The 16678-nt window shown below is 40.1% G+C and carries 15 protein-coding genes; 8 read left to right on the top strand and 7 right to left on the bottom strand.

Annotation, left to right across the window (positions count from 1 at the left end; all coding sequences use genetic code 11):
* Positions 1–6: 6 nt before the first annotated feature.
* From MRY82_06255 to MRY82_06265, 3 genes are all read right to left on the bottom strand, one after another.
* Entirely contained in the window at positions 7–657 is a 651-nt protein-coding gene (locus MRY82_06255; protein ID MCI5072525.1) for a hypothetical protein, read from the bottom strand.
* A gap of 4 nt (positions 658–661) precedes the next feature.
* Positions 662–1915, bottom strand: coding sequence for a trigger factor (tig, locus tag MRY82_06260; protein ID MCI5072526.1), 1254 nt, complete (start codon positions 1913–1915; stop codon positions 662–664).
* Between the two features lie 346 nt (positions 1916–2261).
* Entirely contained in the window at positions 2262–3092 is an 831-nt protein-coding gene (locus MRY82_06265) for a serine protease (protein MCI5072527.1), read from the bottom strand.
* A 175-nt stretch (positions 3093–3267) separates the two neighbouring features.
* Between MRY82_06265 and MRY82_06270 the strand changes: the two genes are divergently transcribed.
* Entirely contained in the window at positions 3268–4557 is a 1290-nt protein-coding gene (locus MRY82_06270) for a VWA domain-containing protein (GenBank protein ID MCI5072528.1), read from the top strand.
* Between the two features lie 23 nt (positions 4558–4580).
* Here the strand turns inward: MRY82_06270 and truB are convergent, their stop codons facing one another.
* From truB to nusA, 4 genes are all read right to left on the bottom strand, one after another.
* Entirely contained in the window at positions 4581–5468 is an 888-nt protein-coding gene (gene truB / locus MRY82_06275; GenBank protein ID MCI5072529.1) for a tRNA pseudouridine(55) synthase TruB, read from the bottom strand.
* A gap of 17 nt (positions 5469–5485) precedes the next feature.
* Positions 5486–5839 carry a 30S ribosome-binding factor RbfA gene (gene rbfA, locus MRY82_06280; protein MCI5072530.1) on the bottom strand — a complete coding sequence of 118 codons (354 nt, stop codon included), beginning with the start codon at positions 5837–5839 and terminating at the stop codon, positions 5486–5488.
* A 243-nt stretch (positions 5840–6082) separates the two neighbouring features.
* Complete coding sequence (gene infB, locus MRY82_06285; protein MCI5072531.1) at positions 6083–8485, bottom strand: translation initiation factor IF-2; 2403 nt, start codon at positions 8483–8485, stop codon at positions 6083–6085.
* A gap of 40 nt (positions 8486–8525) precedes the next feature.
* The gene (gene nusA, locus MRY82_06290) at positions 8526–9878 is read right to left on the bottom strand and encodes a transcription termination factor NusA (protein MCI5072532.1); all 1353 of its coding nucleotides are present in this window, start codon (positions 9876–9878) and stop codon (positions 8526–8528) included.
* A gap of 460 nt (positions 9879–10338) precedes the next feature.
* Between nusA and pal the strand changes: the two genes are divergently transcribed.
* From pal to eno, 7 genes are all read left to right on the top strand, one after another.
* Complete coding sequence (pal, locus tag MRY82_06295) at positions 10339–10854, top strand: peptidoglycan-associated lipoprotein Pal (GenBank protein MCI5072533.1); 516 nt, start codon at positions 10339–10341, stop codon at positions 10852–10854.
* A 296-nt stretch (positions 10855–11150) separates the two neighbouring features.
* Positions 11151–11924 (top strand): tol-pal system protein YbgF, encoded by a 774-nt coding sequence (gene ybgF, locus MRY82_06300; GenBank protein MCI5072534.1) that lies wholly within the window; start codon positions 11151–11153, stop codon positions 11922–11924.
* Between the two features lie 102 nt (positions 11925–12026).
* The gene (gene tsaD / locus MRY82_06305; GenBank protein MCI5072535.1) at positions 12027–13031 is read left to right on the top strand and encodes a tRNA (adenosine(37)-N6)-threonylcarbamoyltransferase complex transferase subunit TsaD; all 1005 of its coding nucleotides are present in this window, start codon (positions 12027–12029) and stop codon (positions 13029–13031) included.
* Between the two features lie 6 nt (positions 13032–13037).
* Positions 13038–13856 (top strand): 16S rRNA (adenine(1518)-N(6)/adenine(1519)-N(6))-dimethyltransferase RsmA, encoded by an 819-nt coding sequence (gene rsmA / locus MRY82_06310; GenBank protein ID MCI5072536.1) that lies wholly within the window; start codon positions 13038–13040, stop codon positions 13854–13856.
* A 205-nt stretch (positions 13857–14061) separates the two neighbouring features.
* Complete coding sequence (locus tag MRY82_06315) at positions 14062–14685, top strand: deoxynucleoside kinase (protein MCI5072537.1); 624 nt, start codon at positions 14062–14064, stop codon at positions 14683–14685.
* A 5-nt stretch (positions 14686–14690) separates the two neighbouring features.
* Positions 14691–15080, top strand: a complete 390-nt coding sequence (locus tag MRY82_06320; GenBank protein MCI5072538.1) for a hypothetical protein — start codon at positions 14691–14693, stop codon at positions 15078–15080.
* A 186-nt stretch (positions 15081–15266) separates the two neighbouring features.
* Positions 15267–16535: a phosphopyruvate hydratase gene (gene eno / locus MRY82_06325; GenBank protein MCI5072539.1), complete on the top strand. Its 1269-nt coding sequence runs from the start codon at positions 15267–15269 to the stop codon at positions 16533–16535.
* Positions 16536–16678: the final 143 nt, after the last annotated feature.

Consider the following 16678-nt stretch of genomic DNA (forward strand, 5'->3'; position numbering starts at 1 on the left):
AAAACTTTATGGCCTTATTATCCCCTTGTCATACTCATACAGCTCATCAACAAAATTAGAGAGCACTTGACAACTGGAATTACCAATCCACAAGCAACCATCCAACCTGATGATATCTGACCCAACTTTAATGTAAAAATAGTTTTTTGGGTAGGCAAAGAAGTCTTTGAAACTTTGCGAATTATTCATTGCATCATAAAACAACGGGCTCGCATCCTCAAAAGCCATATAAAGTTTATTATCATTTTCATCCAAATACTGATCAAGAAGCATAAACTGCCGGCTTCTTTTTCTTGCTTGGGCTTCAAGTTCTTCTTGGCTTAATTCAGAAAAAACATCACACGGGCAGAGCTGTATTTCTTGATAGTATGAACAAAACTGCATGGGAAGGTACAATTTTCTACCATCTTTAAGTTCCAAAATATAACTTTTTTGGTTTATGTGAGCTTGGGGATAACTTGGCTTAACTGTTTTTTCTGTAAATTTATAAGGGATGAACATAAATTTTTTCGCATCGTATTCATAAACTTGATGACGCGACAACATACCCTCAACAGCGTTCTGAGCATATAGATTAAAACACAAGCCCAATATCAAAATAACAAAGTAAGGAGTTTTAAGACCTTGCTTTATTTTTTCCGATCTACCACCTTGCATGTCTTTATTTACTACTGGCTTTTTCTAACAAAAAATCAATGGTTTTTTCCCAAACCATATCAAACCTTACCGAGTCCAAACGATGGGTTTTTTCATAATAGGCCTTGAGTTCTGCTGTAGGGACTTTAGACTGCTTGGCCAGGTCTGCTATTTTATCATTAAAAGCCTTATCATCTACCGTAATATCTTCAGCTTTAGCAATGGCTTCAATCAACAATTGATCATGCACACGCTTTTCTGCATCGGGCTTAAGTTCATTGATGATTTGTTCTTGCGTATAATCTTCTGGAAATGCCGGTACGCCACTGTAACGCATTTGATTTTGAATGTTTTCCAGCATAAATTGAATTTCATTGGAGACCAAAGTAGGCGGCACCTCTACAGGATTGTTTTTGCGTAAGGTTTCTAGCAAACCATCTACTTTTTTATGCTTGCTGCGTTTTTGCGCCTCTTCAATTAAATCTTCTTTAAGCTTGTCTTTTAGCTCTGCCAAAGTTTTAAACTGACCCAAAGACTTGGCTAAATCATCATTGACTTCTGGCAAGACTTTTTCTTTGATTTCATCCAAATGCACACGCATGTTGAGGTCTTTGTTGTTCTTTTTGTCATGAAAAGTCACTGCTTCAGACTGCCCAACCGTCATTTTTAATAGCGCGTTATCCAAAACCTCTTGACCGCCTTTGGCGCCCACTTCATAAATACGCTCCTGAGCTTTGTTTTCTTCTCCTGGTGTTGCTAGCAAAGATTCAATACGAATCGCCGCAAAGTCACCTTTTTTAGGCGTAAGAGCTTTTTCTTTTTTCTGTAGGACAGCCTGAGATTGACGGATATGATCTAGAGCTTGCTCTATTTCTTTGTCTCCCACTTCTACTTTTTCTTCTTTAACTTTGATTCCGGTATATTTTTTAGGTTTAAGCTCTGGCTTAACCTCAATGATGGCATGGTACGAGAAGCCTTTTTTTTCGTCTCTGTTGGGCTCAGAAATATTTTTGACATTGATGGCGTTTAAGTTTTCTTTTTCAATCACTTCAGCCACGGAACTGCGCACCAAATCTTGATATACCTGCGCTTCTACCGATGGACCGTATTTTTTCTCTAAAATGGCTCTAGGGGCTTTGCCTTTACGAAAGCCGGGAATGTTTGCCTGATTTTTTAAGCCTTTGTAAGCTTTATCAATTTCTTCAACGACCTGCGCTTCAGGTATTTCTACGATAACTTTTTTTTCAAAACTTGATTGATTTTCTACTTTAACATTCATGTTATGCTCCACAGTGATTTAAATATATTTATTTTGCTAAATATCTGGCGGTTTACCTTAGTCCTGGCTTGGACGCAAGTTCAAAAAGATACTTTCACTGATTGAAGGGCGATGTTCTAACGGCTTATTGTATGTTGAAACAACCCATGCATGCACCTTATTCCTGACTTTACACATACTCAAAAATGACTTTCTTAGTGGACAAAATGTTTTTAAAGCTAGAACTGAACAAATTTAAATTTGAATACGCCAACACTATACCTAAGCCTGAACATTATCTTACGCATTTATTTTTTCACTGACTTGCATGTGCGTGGATACACCCTAACCATGGGGAAATTGTGTTTTATGGGTTTAAAATTTTAACCAAATCTTTTGGAAACGGACGCATGCTGGCTTTGCCAATGGTTTTTCCGCGTCCCACCACCGTAATAAAAGAGGTATACTGGCCCATCAACCCACCGTTGATGTCAAACACCGGCCCACCGCTGGCACCAGGCAAGAAAAAGGCTCCGCCTTCCAAGTCTAGCACCACTTTTCTACCCCCTTCTTTATGAGATACTTTTGCCAATAAAACCAAGGGGTCTAATCTTTGGCCGGGATAGGCTCGGGTATGCACCACCTGTCCACTTTTGTCTTTGCCATAACTTTGCGGATATCCCAACACTACCGCCATAGACTTGGCTTTAATAGACTTACTCAATTCAACTGCATACTGCGGGTGAAAACCACCACCTTCAACCTGCAAAATGGCCCAATCTGTGTTTTTCTGCCGGTTGTAGTCCATTTTTAATAAGTAGGCTTTACGCTCACTGCCCTTGGGCCCTAAAACCTTGATGGCTTTCTTCTTGTCCATCCCCAAAAAATTATGTCCGGAAGAGAGTAAAAGCATGCCATTGGCCACGATTACTGCTCCGCCCATCGCCACCAGGCTTTTTCCATTTTCATTTTTGGGAACTTCTATCTGCACGCAACTGCTGGAATAGCGCTTTAAAAGGTCTTTGATTTGCTCTCCTTGCTCTGATGCTTGCAAATATTCCTCAACCAGCGTTTGACCCTGCATGAAATAGTCTTGTAAACTGTAGACATAGTTTTTAGCGTAAGACTGACGAAAAAACAAACATAAAATAACAAATATTGCTTTATAAGTGTTCATATTTGTTAAATTTAAACGCATATTTACAATTATTGCACCTATTGTTGTTTTTTACAATAATTATAGCCTTTACAAACATTACTTTTTTACAGCTCATAGCAACTTCAGTTTACAGTTTGATAGAAGCGCGCCTCTGAAATGCCTTGTTTTATGCATTTTTTTTTGGCATATGTATTGCTGTTTTAAGGGGAAGCTTATGAAAAATTTTATTCACTTATTAATCCTTAGTTCAATGGTTTTTTTTAGCACCTCTATTGTTGCGCAAACTTCAAGCAACGAATGCGCCCACGAAGTTATTTTTGTTATCGATGTTTCACATAGCATCTGTAGCTACAGCAATGCTCACCTTGAGTGGAACTCTGTCGTCAATCAACTCCAAACCTTCATCGCCTCTATGACAGGAGATTTAAAAGTTGGTATTTTGTTAATGGGAACAGAAGAAGATGAAGACAAGTTATTTTATATCCACGCAAACAACGCTCAACATCAAATTAACCAGCTATGGTCTAAAGCAAAAAATATTTGCAATGTTCGCAGAGGCAGCAGTCGCACAGGTTTAAAAGGTAAGATTGACCTGGCTTTGGATATTTTTAACACCACAACTACATCTGGAGTTACCCAACACCTGGTTATTGTCAGCGATGGCCACATAGAAGACGACAACCCTGAATACGATGAAAACCCCGGACCTCATTGGTCTTGGTTAAACTACGCTAAACTGTTCGAAGAATCAGATTACCGCGTCTACTCTATATTGATCAACCCAGAAAGTTCATCAGAAAAAACTCGCTCTACAATTGCCAGAAGACAAAATGAAACCGGCGAACTGTTTTTCTGGGAATACCTCAATGACTACAAAAAAGAAAATCCAAAGCTTGATTTATCAGAGGTCAGCTTTGATACGGTTATTGAATATGTTAGCACCAGAAACATTCCTACCAGCAAAAATCCTCAAGCTTATACGCCACCCATACTACCTACGCTTAAATGGCATCAAAACCTTGTCAAGTATAACATGCTAGAAGAATTCGAAGCCATTAGAGAGTCCGTCATTGAACTGAGCCCTTTGTGGGAGTTGCACAAGCACCGTAACAACGACAACACTATTTTTGATTTCCTTCAAGAAGTATCGAGAGAGTTTCAAGACAAAGGCTACTTTCATATCATCAACCTATTTTTCCATGATTATGGCCGCAAAGCATATGGCCATGAAGAACTCGAACAACAACTGAAAACAAAATTTATGGCTCTTGCACAAAAAAACAACTCCTTACGCAAAAACTTAGCCAAAGCTATGATTGATGACCCTGACAATGCGTATAAATTTACCAGACTTGATCCAAGAGGATATCTTAAAGCCTTTGCCAGCTACAGAACCGATTTACGACAAAGAAAATTGATGTATGATTTTAAAAAATCTACGCATGCACGCGCTTTTGAACAGGACCTTAACACCCAGTTGAATTGCATTATCATCAAACCTTAGAAAAATTTTAATCGCTTATTTCGTCATACAAGAGCGCGTTTTATTTTTAGACGTTGTCCGTTACTTTCACCCAAGGCAAACAGCTTGCCTAGATCATCGTACAGAGCATATTCACCTTCTTGCGTTGTACTAGATAAAAACTGACCTTGCAAAAGACTACTTTTCTCTGCCTCAGTGAACTTTTCCAAACTGGGCATGGCCTGCATCACTTGCTCCATAGGCAACATGGCTTTATTGACTTGCTCTTGAGAAAAATTTAAAAAGTCTTCTAAACCAATGGCTTGATTGAGGGTAAATTCGCCACTTTGTAGACGATGAATGTTTTTTGCATGCGCTCCAACCTTAAGAGCACTGCCAATATCCCGAGCCAAAGCCCGCATGTATGTGCCCTTGCTGCAGTGAACTTGAATTTTTAAAATAGGATGCTTAAAATTAATGATTTTTAAATCATAGATATGAACTGGCCTTGATTTACGTTCAATCTCTATACCCTTTCTTGCATATTCATAGAGCTTTTTTCCCTTGTGCTTGATGGCGCTAAAATCTGGAGGGGTTTGCGCAAACTCTCCTTTAAACAGTTCACACACTTTTTTAACAGCCTTTAACTCAACACTCTGTTTTGAAGAAAATACAAGCTCACCTTCATCATCATCGGTGCTGGTTTGCTGACCCAGAAACACATCTAAATTATAAACTTTTTCATCTCTCATCAAGTAAGAGCTGATTTTGGTAGCTTGCCCCACACATACGATTAAAAGCCCCGTGGCCGCTGGATCAAGCGTGCCCGCATGCCCAATTTTTATGGCTTTGTAGTTAAGTGCATATAGCTCAGACAGATGCCTGCGCATTTTTTTAAGAACACCGAAGGAGGAAATGCCCTGAGGTTTATTGATAAAAAAAACGCCATTCATATCAAATAGCCCAATAATTATTCGTCTTCTTTTATTTTCTCAAGCAAGGCTTCTATTTTTGAACCTTCATCCAAGGAATTATCAAATATAAAGCGTATATTAGGGGAATAACGGGTTTGCATTTCTTTGGCCAAGGTTTTTTGTACTTTAGGAAGCACTTTAATTAAAGCCAAGCGTGCTTTATCTTCATCAAAACCCGGCAAGACCCGATAAAATAGTTTTGCGTGCTTAAAATCAGGAGAAATATCAGCCGCTGTAATGTTAACCCCACTTAAGCTATCTTCGTGCATAAAGTCTAACAAAGCCGCAGATACAATTTGCCTGATTTGATCATTCATCCGATCAACGCGTTTATAAGGCGTATTCTTCATTCCGCTTCACTCCTCTGTTTCAAAAGGTACGGCCTACCTTTTTGTTTGGCATCTTTTTGACGTAAGATCCAAACTGGATAAGATCCTCAGGTTTTTGCCAATTTTTCAACTCAATGTTTTATTATCCCAGCATAATTTTTAAATAGCTAAAACAACTTTCTCATCAATTGTTTTTTATTGAATATGAAGGCCTTGAGAGCAAAGCCCGATCAGCTGAATATTCATAAAAAACAATGGTCGCCTCTACTCCAACTCTGCAGCAACTTCTTCAACTTCAAAGGCTTCAATCACATCATCCACTTTAATGTCATTGTAGTTCACAATGGACATACCGCATTCCATGCCTTCACGCACTTCTTTGGCGTCGTCTTTAAAGCGTTTCAATGAACTCAATTCACCGGTATAAATTGGGACATTTTCACGGATTAACCTTACTTTAGATGAGCGCATCACTTTACCATCGGTGACCATACACCCAGCAATGGTGCCTTGTTTTGGAATGGTAAAAATTTGTCTGACTTGGGCATGACCCAAAACTTTTTCCACTTCTTTGGGCGCCAACAATCCAGCCATGGCTCCTGTAATATCCTCAAGCAATTCATAAATAATATCATAGACACGTAAATCAACGTTTTCTTGCTCTGCTAACTTTCTAACGCTGCCTGTGGGACGTGTATGAAAAGCTATAACCACAGCACCAGAAGCACTGGCTAACATGATATCATTATCTGACACACCACCCACAGCACCGTGGATTACCTTGACGCTGACTTTTTGAGTGGATAAATCTTCTAGTTTTTTAGTAAGAACCTCTACAGAACCTGCGGTATCGGCCTTCACCACAACTTTAAGCTCTTTAACATCACCCAAAGCAATTTTTTGATACAAGTCATCCAAAGATACTTTACTGGTTTTTGCCAGTTCTTTTTGTCGTTCTTGGTTATGTTTTAATTGGGTAATTTGCTTGGCTTTCTTTTCATCCGGAACAATAGAGAAAGCATCTCCAGCAGAAGCTACACCTGAAAGACCCATAAGCTCAACTGCACCTGAAGGAGGAATTTCCTTAACGCGCATGCCTTTATCATCGCGCATGGCTCGCACACGACCATAATGCGTGCCTGCTACAATGGTATCCCCTTCTCTTAAAGTTCCATCTTGAACCAACAGTGTAGAAACCACACCTTTTTGCTTATCCAAGCTGGCCTCAACCACCACGCCTCTGGCAGGACGATCTGGGTTGGCTTTTAATTCTAAAATATCCGATTGCAAGGCCACAAACTCTAAAAGCTCATTAATGCCTTTGCCCGTCTTTGCTGAAACAGGGACATAGATTGTATCTCCGCCCCACTCTTCAGGAACCATGCTAAACTCTGTCAGCTCGTTTTTAATTTTATCAATATCTACGCCTGGTTTATCTACCTTGTTAACTGCAACAATAATAGGAACCTCTGCGCTTTGCGCATGGTTGATGGCTTCTTTGGTTTGAGGCATCACACCATCATCACCAGCAACAACCAAAATAACAATATCTGTTACCCTTGCTCCACGAGCACGCATAGAGGTAAAGGCTTCGTGACCGGGTGTATCAATAAAGGTAACCTGCTTACCACTATCTAATTTAACTGAGTAAGCTCCAATATGCTGAGTAATTCCGCCGGCTTCACCTGCAGCAACATCAGCTTTACGAATTTTATCCAATAAAGAAGTCTTACCATGGTCAACGTGCCCCATCACCGTGACAACCGGAGGTCTAAGCTGCATGTCTTCTGGCTTAGACTCTAAAGCTTTTTCATGCTGCTCCAATAAATCTTCAGCATCAACTTTGATGTTCTCAACTTCATAACCAAACTCACCGGCCACGAGGGTTGCTGTATCAGAATCAATGTTTTGGTTGATGGTGACCATCATCCCCATGCCCATCAACTTACCAATCACATCTCCTGCCTTGACACTCATTTTTTTGGCCAATTCAGCTACGGAAATAACATCCTCCATACGAATAATTCGCTTAGCCGCTTTGGGCACCGTAATCTCTGTTTTCTTACCCTCTCCAGGTGCGGGTTTGCGGCGCTTTTTATTGCGCATGTTTTTAGGATTGTAAATATCTCTGATTTCAATAATATCTTTTCTACGCCCTGTACCCGTTGATGGACTTGGCTTGTAGTCTTTTGGCGCAGGCTTGACTATTCTTAAACCACCTTCTGGCTTGTTGATATCTTGCGCAATACGAATTCTGGAATAACCGCTTTTATCATTAGATTCTTGCTTTTCTTCAGCCTTGGCTTTTTCTTGCGCAGGAGTAGCCGCGTCATTGCTCTCAACTTTAGGTTCAACTTTAGGTTTTGCTACTTTCTTCAGGCCACGCGGCATAGCTTTAGCTTTTGAAGCAGCTTTACGCTTAATTGACTCACTGATCTCAACGCCATTGTTGCCATCTTGCTCAACACTTTGTTCTACTTGTTCCTCAGATGACTCAGAAGATACCTCTTGACCAGCAGCCTGTTCTTCTTGGGCAGATGCTTCTGCTTTTTCCTGACTTTCTTCAGCCTCTGGACTTGGCGCAGACGATTTTCTGCGTCGAATCACTCTTCGTGTTACCCGCTTTTCTGTCAGTGCTTTTTTCTCTTCTGTATTTTCTTTATCCACGTTAACTCTCTTTAAGTTTGATACAACAAAACCTTCATCGTTAGGCCTGATCTACCACCTGTCCTTGATTATCTTCAAGCTCTGTTTCTTGTTCTACTATCTCTGGCTGATCTTGCAAGTTTTCATCACTTTGTGCTTGTGATACACTTTGATTTTCTTCAGATGCCAGCCATTGTTTGGCAAAGCCTTGCAAGGCTTCTACCTTTTCCAAATCCAAGCCCGTTGCCGTAGCAATTTTCTCTGATTCGTTTTCCACCAAAGCTTCTGGGGTGGTAACACCCTGGCCATACAACAACTCTGACATGGTTTCACTGATGCCTTCAATCGAAGACAAACGATTTTTATCCTGATCAGCCATCTCTTTCATTTTGGTTTCACTGTGGATATCCACATGCCAGCCAGTCAACTTGGTTGCCAAACGAACATTTTGTCCTTTTTTACCAATGGCTAAGGACAATTGGTCATCGGCAACCACCAAGTCCAAACGTTGGTTGGCTTCATCCAAAACTACTCTACTGACTTCAGCAGGTGCAATAGCATTACAAATAAACTGAGCCATATCCAGATTGTAGGCGACAATGTCAATCTTTTCTCCCCGCAACTCTTGAACCACAGCTTGTACTCTTGACCCTTTCATCCCTACGCAGGCGCCTACAGGATCAACATCTGAATCCTTTGAATAAACTGCTATTTTACCTCTTATGCCAGGCTCACGCGCTGCTGACTTGATACTTACAATACCCTCATAAATTTCAGGCACTTCGTTTTCAAACAGCTTTATCAACAAACCTTCGTGCGCTCTTGAAATAATAATTTCAGTACCTCGAGGTGTTTTGCGAATATCCATAACATAGCCTTGAATTCTATCGCCGGGTCTAAAAATTTCTTTGGGCACTTGTTGTGATTGCGGCAACAAGGCTTCAGCTCTACCTAAGTCAATAATGATATTGCCCCGCTCAAAACGACGAACAATGCCCGTAATTAAAGAACCCACTCTATCTTTATACTCTTCATAGATAATATCAGTTTCAGCATCGCGAATTTTTTGAATAATCACCTGCTTGGCCGTTTGCGCTGCAATTCTTCCCAGCTCTTCTGAATTCATTTTTAAACCAATGCTATCGCCTAATTCACATTCAGGGTCATGCAGCTTGGCTTCATCAAAGGTAATTTCATTGTTTTCATCTTCAACATGCTCCACCACATTTTTAAATTCAAACAACTCAATTTCTTCTTCTTGCTCATTAAAATGCGCTTCAATATCTTTTTCCGCACCAAACTTTTTTTTGGCTGCTGTTAAAAATGCACTCTGCACAGCCTCAATAATTAAATTTTTATCAATACCTTTGTCTTTGGCCAGTTGCTCAATTTCGCGATTCAGTCCTTTAAACATTGTTGTTTCCTCATTTCTGTTTTTATTGGGAAAATCCCTTTCCCTCTTGCCCAAGACGCGTTCATGGACAAGCTATAAACGTATACGTGTGAAGAACAAGGCCTAGCCTTGCGATAATGGTTTAATGCAGTCTAAGTTACACGCTTGGCAACAGTTGCATAGTCAAAGAACACAGATTGGTTGTCTTCAACTAAAAACACTAAACCCTTACCCCACGTACTTGGGATAAAAAAAATAGGCCTCACGGCCCATTCGTTTACCCTTATAAACGTTTGTTGGGTTAAAATGCAAGGGAAATCATTGACTTTTTTTCATTGTTTCCTTACTCTTTGGTTTAAACATCTTAGCCCATTTCTAGTGTTATGGGTTTTTTTAACATCCTCATTCAGCATACACTCATTAAGTATGCTGCGTGAGACTACATTATTCAAGTAGAAGCTTGAATAACAAGGGAGGATTCATGTTTCAACGTCAGTATTTGGCTATGGTATTATGTCTGTGCTTTGCAGTTGCAGGTTTAAGTTCGTGTGGAAAAAAGAAAGCATCCGAGGTTGAGACACCTCCTACCGCTGAAGAACAAGCAAATGTAGAAGAAGATGGCATGACAGAAGAAGCTGTTGATGCAGCAGCAGAAGGTATTTTGGCCAACATGCCTGTCATCTATTTTGAGTTTGATCAATCAACACTCAGTGCCGAAAGCAGAACGCTGTTGCAAGAAATTGCGGCTGCAATGAATGCACAAGACAACATCTCTTTAACCATTGAAGGCCATACCGATGAGCGTGGCAGCAATGAGTATAACCTGGCTTTAGGTGAACGTCGTGCACGCAGTGTACAAGAGTACATTCAACGCTTAGGCATCTCAGCTGACCGCTTAACCCCTGTCAGTTATGGTGAAGAACGCCCTAGTGATCCAAGCACCGGTGAAGCCGCTTGGTCAAAAAACCGTAGAGTAGAATTTACTGTTTCACAATAGCCTCAACTGTACAAGGGTTTGCTTTCTTGCAAACCCTTGTATTGTTCTTTGAATATACCAAACATTTTTCTCTAAAATCTTTAAAAAATTTCTCACGCCACCTTGTAATCTTTATCATTCAATTGAGCCACTCCACAACTTCACCTTTGTAGAATTTAACTTTAAGACCTGCTTTAAAATACACGTATTGTTTGCTGTTATGATTAAATATATTTTTTAATTCTAAAAACAATAGACTTCACATTTTGTCCTATCTTCTTTAAACTGTAATAATCTAATGTAGGAGAAACATTGCTATGACCATAAAATATTCTTTTAGTTTTTTTATCTTAATCACGCTAATGGCCCAAGCACAGCTATTTAGCAACAGCAAAAAAACTGATGAAAAAATTAAAAGCATGCAAAGTCAAATTGATCAAATCAATGCCTTTAACCAATCCAATGCGCAAAACCTTAATGAGGTCAAAGCCCTCAATGAAAAGTTTAAGCAGCATCAGGCCGACACCTCAGTATTAATTGAAAATTTACGCAATGAGATTCAAATTCTCAAGGGTGAAATTGCTTTTTTCAAGCGACAAATGGAAATCTTTGAAGACAATCAAAAAAACTTTTTTAAAGATGCTCAGTTTCGTTTGAATGAAATGGAAAGCTCACCAAAAACCAACAGCCCCACTTCACCTGCCAACAAACCCGCACCCAAACAGTCTACTCAACAGGCTTACGATCAAGCTTTAAGCTATTATCAAAAAGATAAAAATTATCCGCAAGCCATAACGGCCTTTGAAAATTTTATTCAGCTTTATCCAAAGCATAAACTCACAGCCAATGCTTATTACTGGATGGGAGAAAGCTATTTTGCCCTGGGCAAGTTTGCCAGGGCCATCAAAACCTTTGATGTTGTCACCAAAAAATACGCCAGCAGTAGCAAAAAATGTGCGGCCTTATTCATGCAAGGCAAAGGTTTTGAAGCCTTAAATAAAAGCAATGAAGCCAAGCTGTTTTACAGTGAAGTGGTGAGTCAATGCCCTAACACCGACCTATCTAAAAAAGCCTCAAGCAATCTCAACTAAGGTTGATGACGATAGCTCCTACACTAAAAAGTTTAAAAAATGGGCTTTGGGTTTTAAGACTGGTGTATTGACATCTGGATCAATTCAACATATTCGCACAGCATGAACGTTCTTGGTATAGAAAGCTCTTGTGATGAAACGGCGGCAGCTGTTTTAAAAGATGGGCAGGAGATTTTATCTTCTGTCATTGTGAGTCAATTCGATGACCATGAAATTTTTGGCGGTGTGGTTCCTGAGCTAGCTTCTCGTAGTCATGTCAAAGCCATCTACCCTGTTATTGAAAAAGCCTTATCTGATGCAAACTTATCTCTTAAAGATATAGACGGCATTGCTGTTACGCAAGGGCCTGGTCTCATTGGCTCCCTTTTGGTGGGCTATACTTTTGCCAAAAGCTTGGCTTTTGCCAACGATATTCCTTTTGTGGGGGTACACCATATTGAAGGTCACTTGGCTTCAGCCATGATGTTAACGCAAGATCAACATTACCCTGCCCTTGGCCTAGTCGTTTCTGGTGGGCACTCGCATATCTACTATATTCAAGAACCCGGACACTATGAGCTAGTGGGCTATACCCGAGATGATGCGGTGGGTGAAGCTTTTGATAAAGCTGCTCAAATTTTAAACCTTGGTTTTCCCGGTGGACCGGCCATTGAAAAAGCTGCCCGTGAAGGTAACAATAAATTTGTAAAATTTCCCCGCACCAAACTTGAACAAAACTCCAAAGCCTATGAATACAGCTTTAGTGGCATCAAAACTTCTTTGGCCTACCATGTTAGAGACCATCAGGATCATTTACAGCAGCACACACATGACTTGGCCGCCAGTTTTCAACAAGCTTTGATCGATATGATTCTCTATCCTTTAGACTTTGCCATTAAAGATCTAGCCCCAAAATCCCTCTTATTGTGTGGCGGCGTAGCACGCAACACTTTATTAAGAGAGTCGCTTGCTAACTTTTCTAAACAACATCAACTTGATTTTTTTGTTCCAGATTTTCAATTGTGCACGGATAATGCTGTCATGATTGCTGCTGCGGGAGACCCAAAGCTTAAGCAAGGGCAAAGCGATGGTTTTGATCAAGCGCCCAAAGCCAGCATGCTGTTTTAAACAACCGTGGAAAACCCTAAAAAAATATTGGAACGTCTGGGCACATGGCCAAAAAAAAAGCTAGGACAAAATTTTTTGGTTAACCTTGCCTCCGCTGAAAAAATTTATCGCTTTGCAGACCCAACACCAAACTGTCCTGTTATAGAAATTGGTCCTGGCTTGGGCGCCATGACCGAAGTCATTTTAAATCAAAACCATCCTTTTTTATGCATTGAAAAAGACAAAGACCTTGTTCCTTTTTTAAATCAGCATTTTTCATCCTTTAAAAATTTTCATTGCCTTGAGCATGATATTTTAACGTGGGATTTTGATTTTTCTCCTTATTCCAAGGACAAAGAAAAACCTTGGGTTATTGCCAACTTACCATATTCCATTACCACCCCCATCATTGAGACCCTATTTGATCAGCGTGAGCATCTGGGAAGTTTATGTTTTTTATTGCAACGAGAATTTGTTGAACGCATCTGCGCCCAAGAAAACACCAAAAACTATGGCCGCTTGAGCGTTTGGTTGCAATGCTATTATGATGTTGAAGCCGGTCCAATTATCCCGCCCACATCGTTTCATCCAAGACCCAAAGTCGATTCCCGTCTGGTTAAACTGACCCCTAAAAAAACAAACCTTTTACAAAAACACAAAATCAAAGACGATGAGGCCTTTTTTGCCTTGATCAAAACCGTCTTTTCTCAACGCCGTAAAATGCTGCGCAGCACTTTAAAACAGGGACAGTTTAACCTTGATAAAATTGATCCAAAGCTACTACAACAAAGACCCGAAACACTCAGCCTGACCGATTTTTTTAAGCTTTATCAAGCTCTACTCTAGGAATACTGGCATGTGGTTTTTACTTGAGTATCTCCTGACCCTTTAATGGTAGCCTAGAAAAATTTTTATCCATTCAGTTGTTCTTTTGTGTGAAGTGAACACCCTTTTCCGTCAAGCAGCGCACAGCGCTTTGCGTCTTTGTGCTCCTGACAAAAACTCACTATTTCCGTGACGCCATAGGTTTGTAGTGATAACCATAAACTTAGTGAAAGGAAAGTACATTGCAATTGAAGGGCCCATAGGAGTGGGTAAAAGTCAGCTGGTTTCTGCCTTGGCAGAGAGACTTTCTGCTCAAACCATCAAAGACACGGACAACCCCTTTTTACCGTCTTTTTACAATAACATGGAAAAATACGCCTTTCAGGTTCAGCTTTTTTTCCTGATGTCCCGTTTTCAACAACAGGTGGATTGCACACAGCCGGATTTATTCTCTCAGTACACCCTGTGTGATTATTTATTTCACAAAGATCGTCTGTTTGCTTCTTTAACTTTGGAACCGCAAGAGTTTGCTTTGTATGAAAAAGTTTATGGGCTGCTCAAAGGCACAGCCGCCAAACCAGACTTGGTAATTTACTTGCAAGCCAGCACCGATAGCCTGCTCAAACGCATTGCTCAAAAAGATGAAGACTTAGCGCTGCTTTTACCCAAGGCTTATTTAGAAAAAGTGGTGCATGCTTTTCAAACCTTCTTTTTTCATTTTTCCCTGTGTCCGGTCATTGTCTGCAACACCGATAAAAATGATTTTGAAAACAATCCCGACAACCTTGACTTGTTGCTTAGAAAAATAGCTGAAGTAAAATCGGGCTTGAACTATCTTAACTTGGATTAAATAAGATGGATCTAAAAAAAGTAAAAAGTGACCGGTTATTTTTACCTTTTATCCTTACGACCGCTTTTTCTTATGTCCCTTCATTTATTGATGTATTTCAAAGTTATGTATCATGGCTTGACCTTCTTGGTAATATTTATGCTGTTATTACAGCAGCTCTTTTGCTTGCCTACCTAGCCTTTACATTAACCCCTAAACCTAAGGTTGCTTCAGGCATCAAGTCCATAATCAAGCTTGTTAACCTTCTACTGATCCTTGCTGCATCATTCACTGTTCTGTACACTTTTGTTCTTATTGCTCAAGGCAGAAGCACTGCGTTTGGTCCATTTTTCCCCATCGTCGCTATGTCTGTCCTTTTTGCTGTTCGATTAAAGCTTAAAACTCTCTACTCTTAAACATATAAAAATATCAACAAGCTTAGAAAACGGTTTGAATTTTTTTGCAGTTATTCATTTTGCATGGCGTATACAAAACCAAGACTTGCACACAACAATAGCCTTATGATTGGTGACAAAAAATAAGGTCTTAGCTTTTGTATGAAATAACTTTATGCTTTTTTTTTTGCATGCTAAAAGCCGGGGATGAGCAGCAATATTAGACAAATTACTCCCAGACAAATTTTAGATTCTCGTGGCAACCCTACCATTGAAGTGGATGTTATTTTAGACTCCGGTCATATGGGCAGAGCTGCCGTGCCTTCAGGTGCCTCAACAGGCAGCAAAGAAGCCCTGGAGTTGCGTGATGGGGGAGATGCCTACATGGGAAAAGCTGTGGGCAAAGCCATCAATAATATTGTTGAACACATCACACCAAAACTGATTGACATGAATGCGCTTGAGCAAAGTAAAGTCGATCAATGCATGTTAGACTTGGATGGCACAGAAAATAAATCGAATATCGGCGCCAATGCCATCTTAGGTGTATCCTTGGCTGTGGCCAAAGCCGCTGCTCATTTTAAACATGTACCCTTATTTACTTACTTAGGTGGAAAACAAGCCAATACTTTGCCTTTACCTTTGATGAATGTTCTTAACGGTGGTCAACATGCAGACAATGCTTTGGACATCCAAGAGTTTATGCTGGCACCACACGGTTTTGATAGCTTTTCAAAAGCCTTACAGGCGGGTGCAGAAACCTTTCAGCATTTGAAAAAAATCCTGCATGACAACAAACTTTCCACCAACGTGGGGGATGAAGGTGGCTTTGCCCCTAACATTGATACTCAACAAGCTTTAGAATTCTTATTGCAAGCCATTGATACAGCCGGCTATACCGCTGGCAAACATATTTCTTTGGCCTTGGATGTGGCTGCATCAGAAATGTATAAAGATGGCAACTATGTCATGTTCAAGTCCAATCAAGAGCAAAAAAGCACAGAACAAATGATTGCCTGGTATCAAGAATTAACCAGCAACTACCCTATCATTTCTATTGAAGACCCATTGGATGAAAACGATTGGTCAGGTTGGCAAACCCTACAAAGCCAATTGGGAGAAAAAGTACAACTGGTGGGAGACGATATTTTTGTCACCAACCCCAAGCTTTTACAAAAAGGCATTGATGAAAAAAGTGCCAATGCCATTCTGATCAAACTGAATCAAATTGGTACTCTCAGTGAAACTTTAGAGTGCATTGATTTGGCCCAAGAAAACGAATGGGGTACGGTGATTTCTCACCGTTCTGGTGAAACAGAAGACACCTTTATTGCAGATCTTGCTGTAGCCACAAGCGCTGGCCAAATCAAAACCGGTTCCTTAAGCCGTGCCGATAGAACAGCAAAATATAACCAGCTTCTACGTATTGAGCAACAGCTAGGTGATAAAGCCAACTACGCTCAAATAAAAAAGTAAAAAAACAAGCTTACTGTTTAGAAAAGTATTTTTAACCATTCTGGGTCGAGTTGATTTATCACCAAGCATGGATACGTTCTGCAGATATTTTTTATCAACTGCAGACTTGAAATTTTTCGTCACTGTAAATTTGATCTAAGCTC

The sequence above is a fragment of the bacterium genome, assembly GCA_022763185.1.
Taxonomy (GTDB): Bacteria; Bdellovibrionota_G; JALEGL01; order JALEGL01; family JALEGL01; genus JALEGL01.

Coding starts and splice junctions, on each gene's coding strand:
- nusA (MCI5072532.1), bottom strand. CDS start 9,878: ATGTTTAAAGGACTGAATCGCGAAATTGAGCAACTGGCCAAAGACAAA.
- truB (MCI5072529.1), bottom strand. CDS start 5,468: ATGAATGGCGTTTTTTTTATCAATAAACCTCAGGGCATTTCCTCCTTC.
- MRY82_06270 (MCI5072528.1), top strand. CDS start 3,268: ATGAAAAATTTTATTCACTTATTAATCCTTAGTTCAATGGTTTTTTTT.
- tig (MCI5072526.1), bottom strand. CDS start 1,915: ATGAATGTTAAAGTAGAAAATCAATCAAGTTTTGAAAAAAAAGTTATC.
- eno (MCI5072539.1), top strand. CDS start 15,267: ATGAGCAGCAATATTAGACAAATTACTCCCAGACAAATTTTAGATTCT.
- tsaD (MCI5072535.1), top strand. CDS start 12,027: ATGAACGTTCTTGGTATAGAAAGCTCTTGTGATGAAACGGCGGCAGCT.
- rbfA (MCI5072530.1), bottom strand. CDS start 5,839: ATGAAGAATACGCCTTATAAACGCGTTGATCGGATGAATGATCAAATC.
- MRY82_06265 (MCI5072527.1), bottom strand. CDS start 3,092: ATGCGTTTAAATTTAACAAATATGAACACTTATAAAGCAATATTTGTT.
- MRY82_06255 (MCI5072525.1), bottom strand. CDS start 657: ATGCAAGGTGGTAGATCGGAAAAAATAAAGCAAGGTCTTAAAACTCCT.
- MRY82_06320 (MCI5072538.1), top strand. CDS start 14,691: ATGGATCTAAAAAAAGTAAAAAGTGACCGGTTATTTTTACCTTTTATC.
- ybgF (MCI5072534.1), top strand. CDS start 11,151: ATGACCATAAAATATTCTTTTAGTTTTTTTATCTTAATCACGCTAATG.
- pal (MCI5072533.1), top strand. CDS start 10,339: ATGTTTCAACGTCAGTATTTGGCTATGGTATTATGTCTGTGCTTTGCA.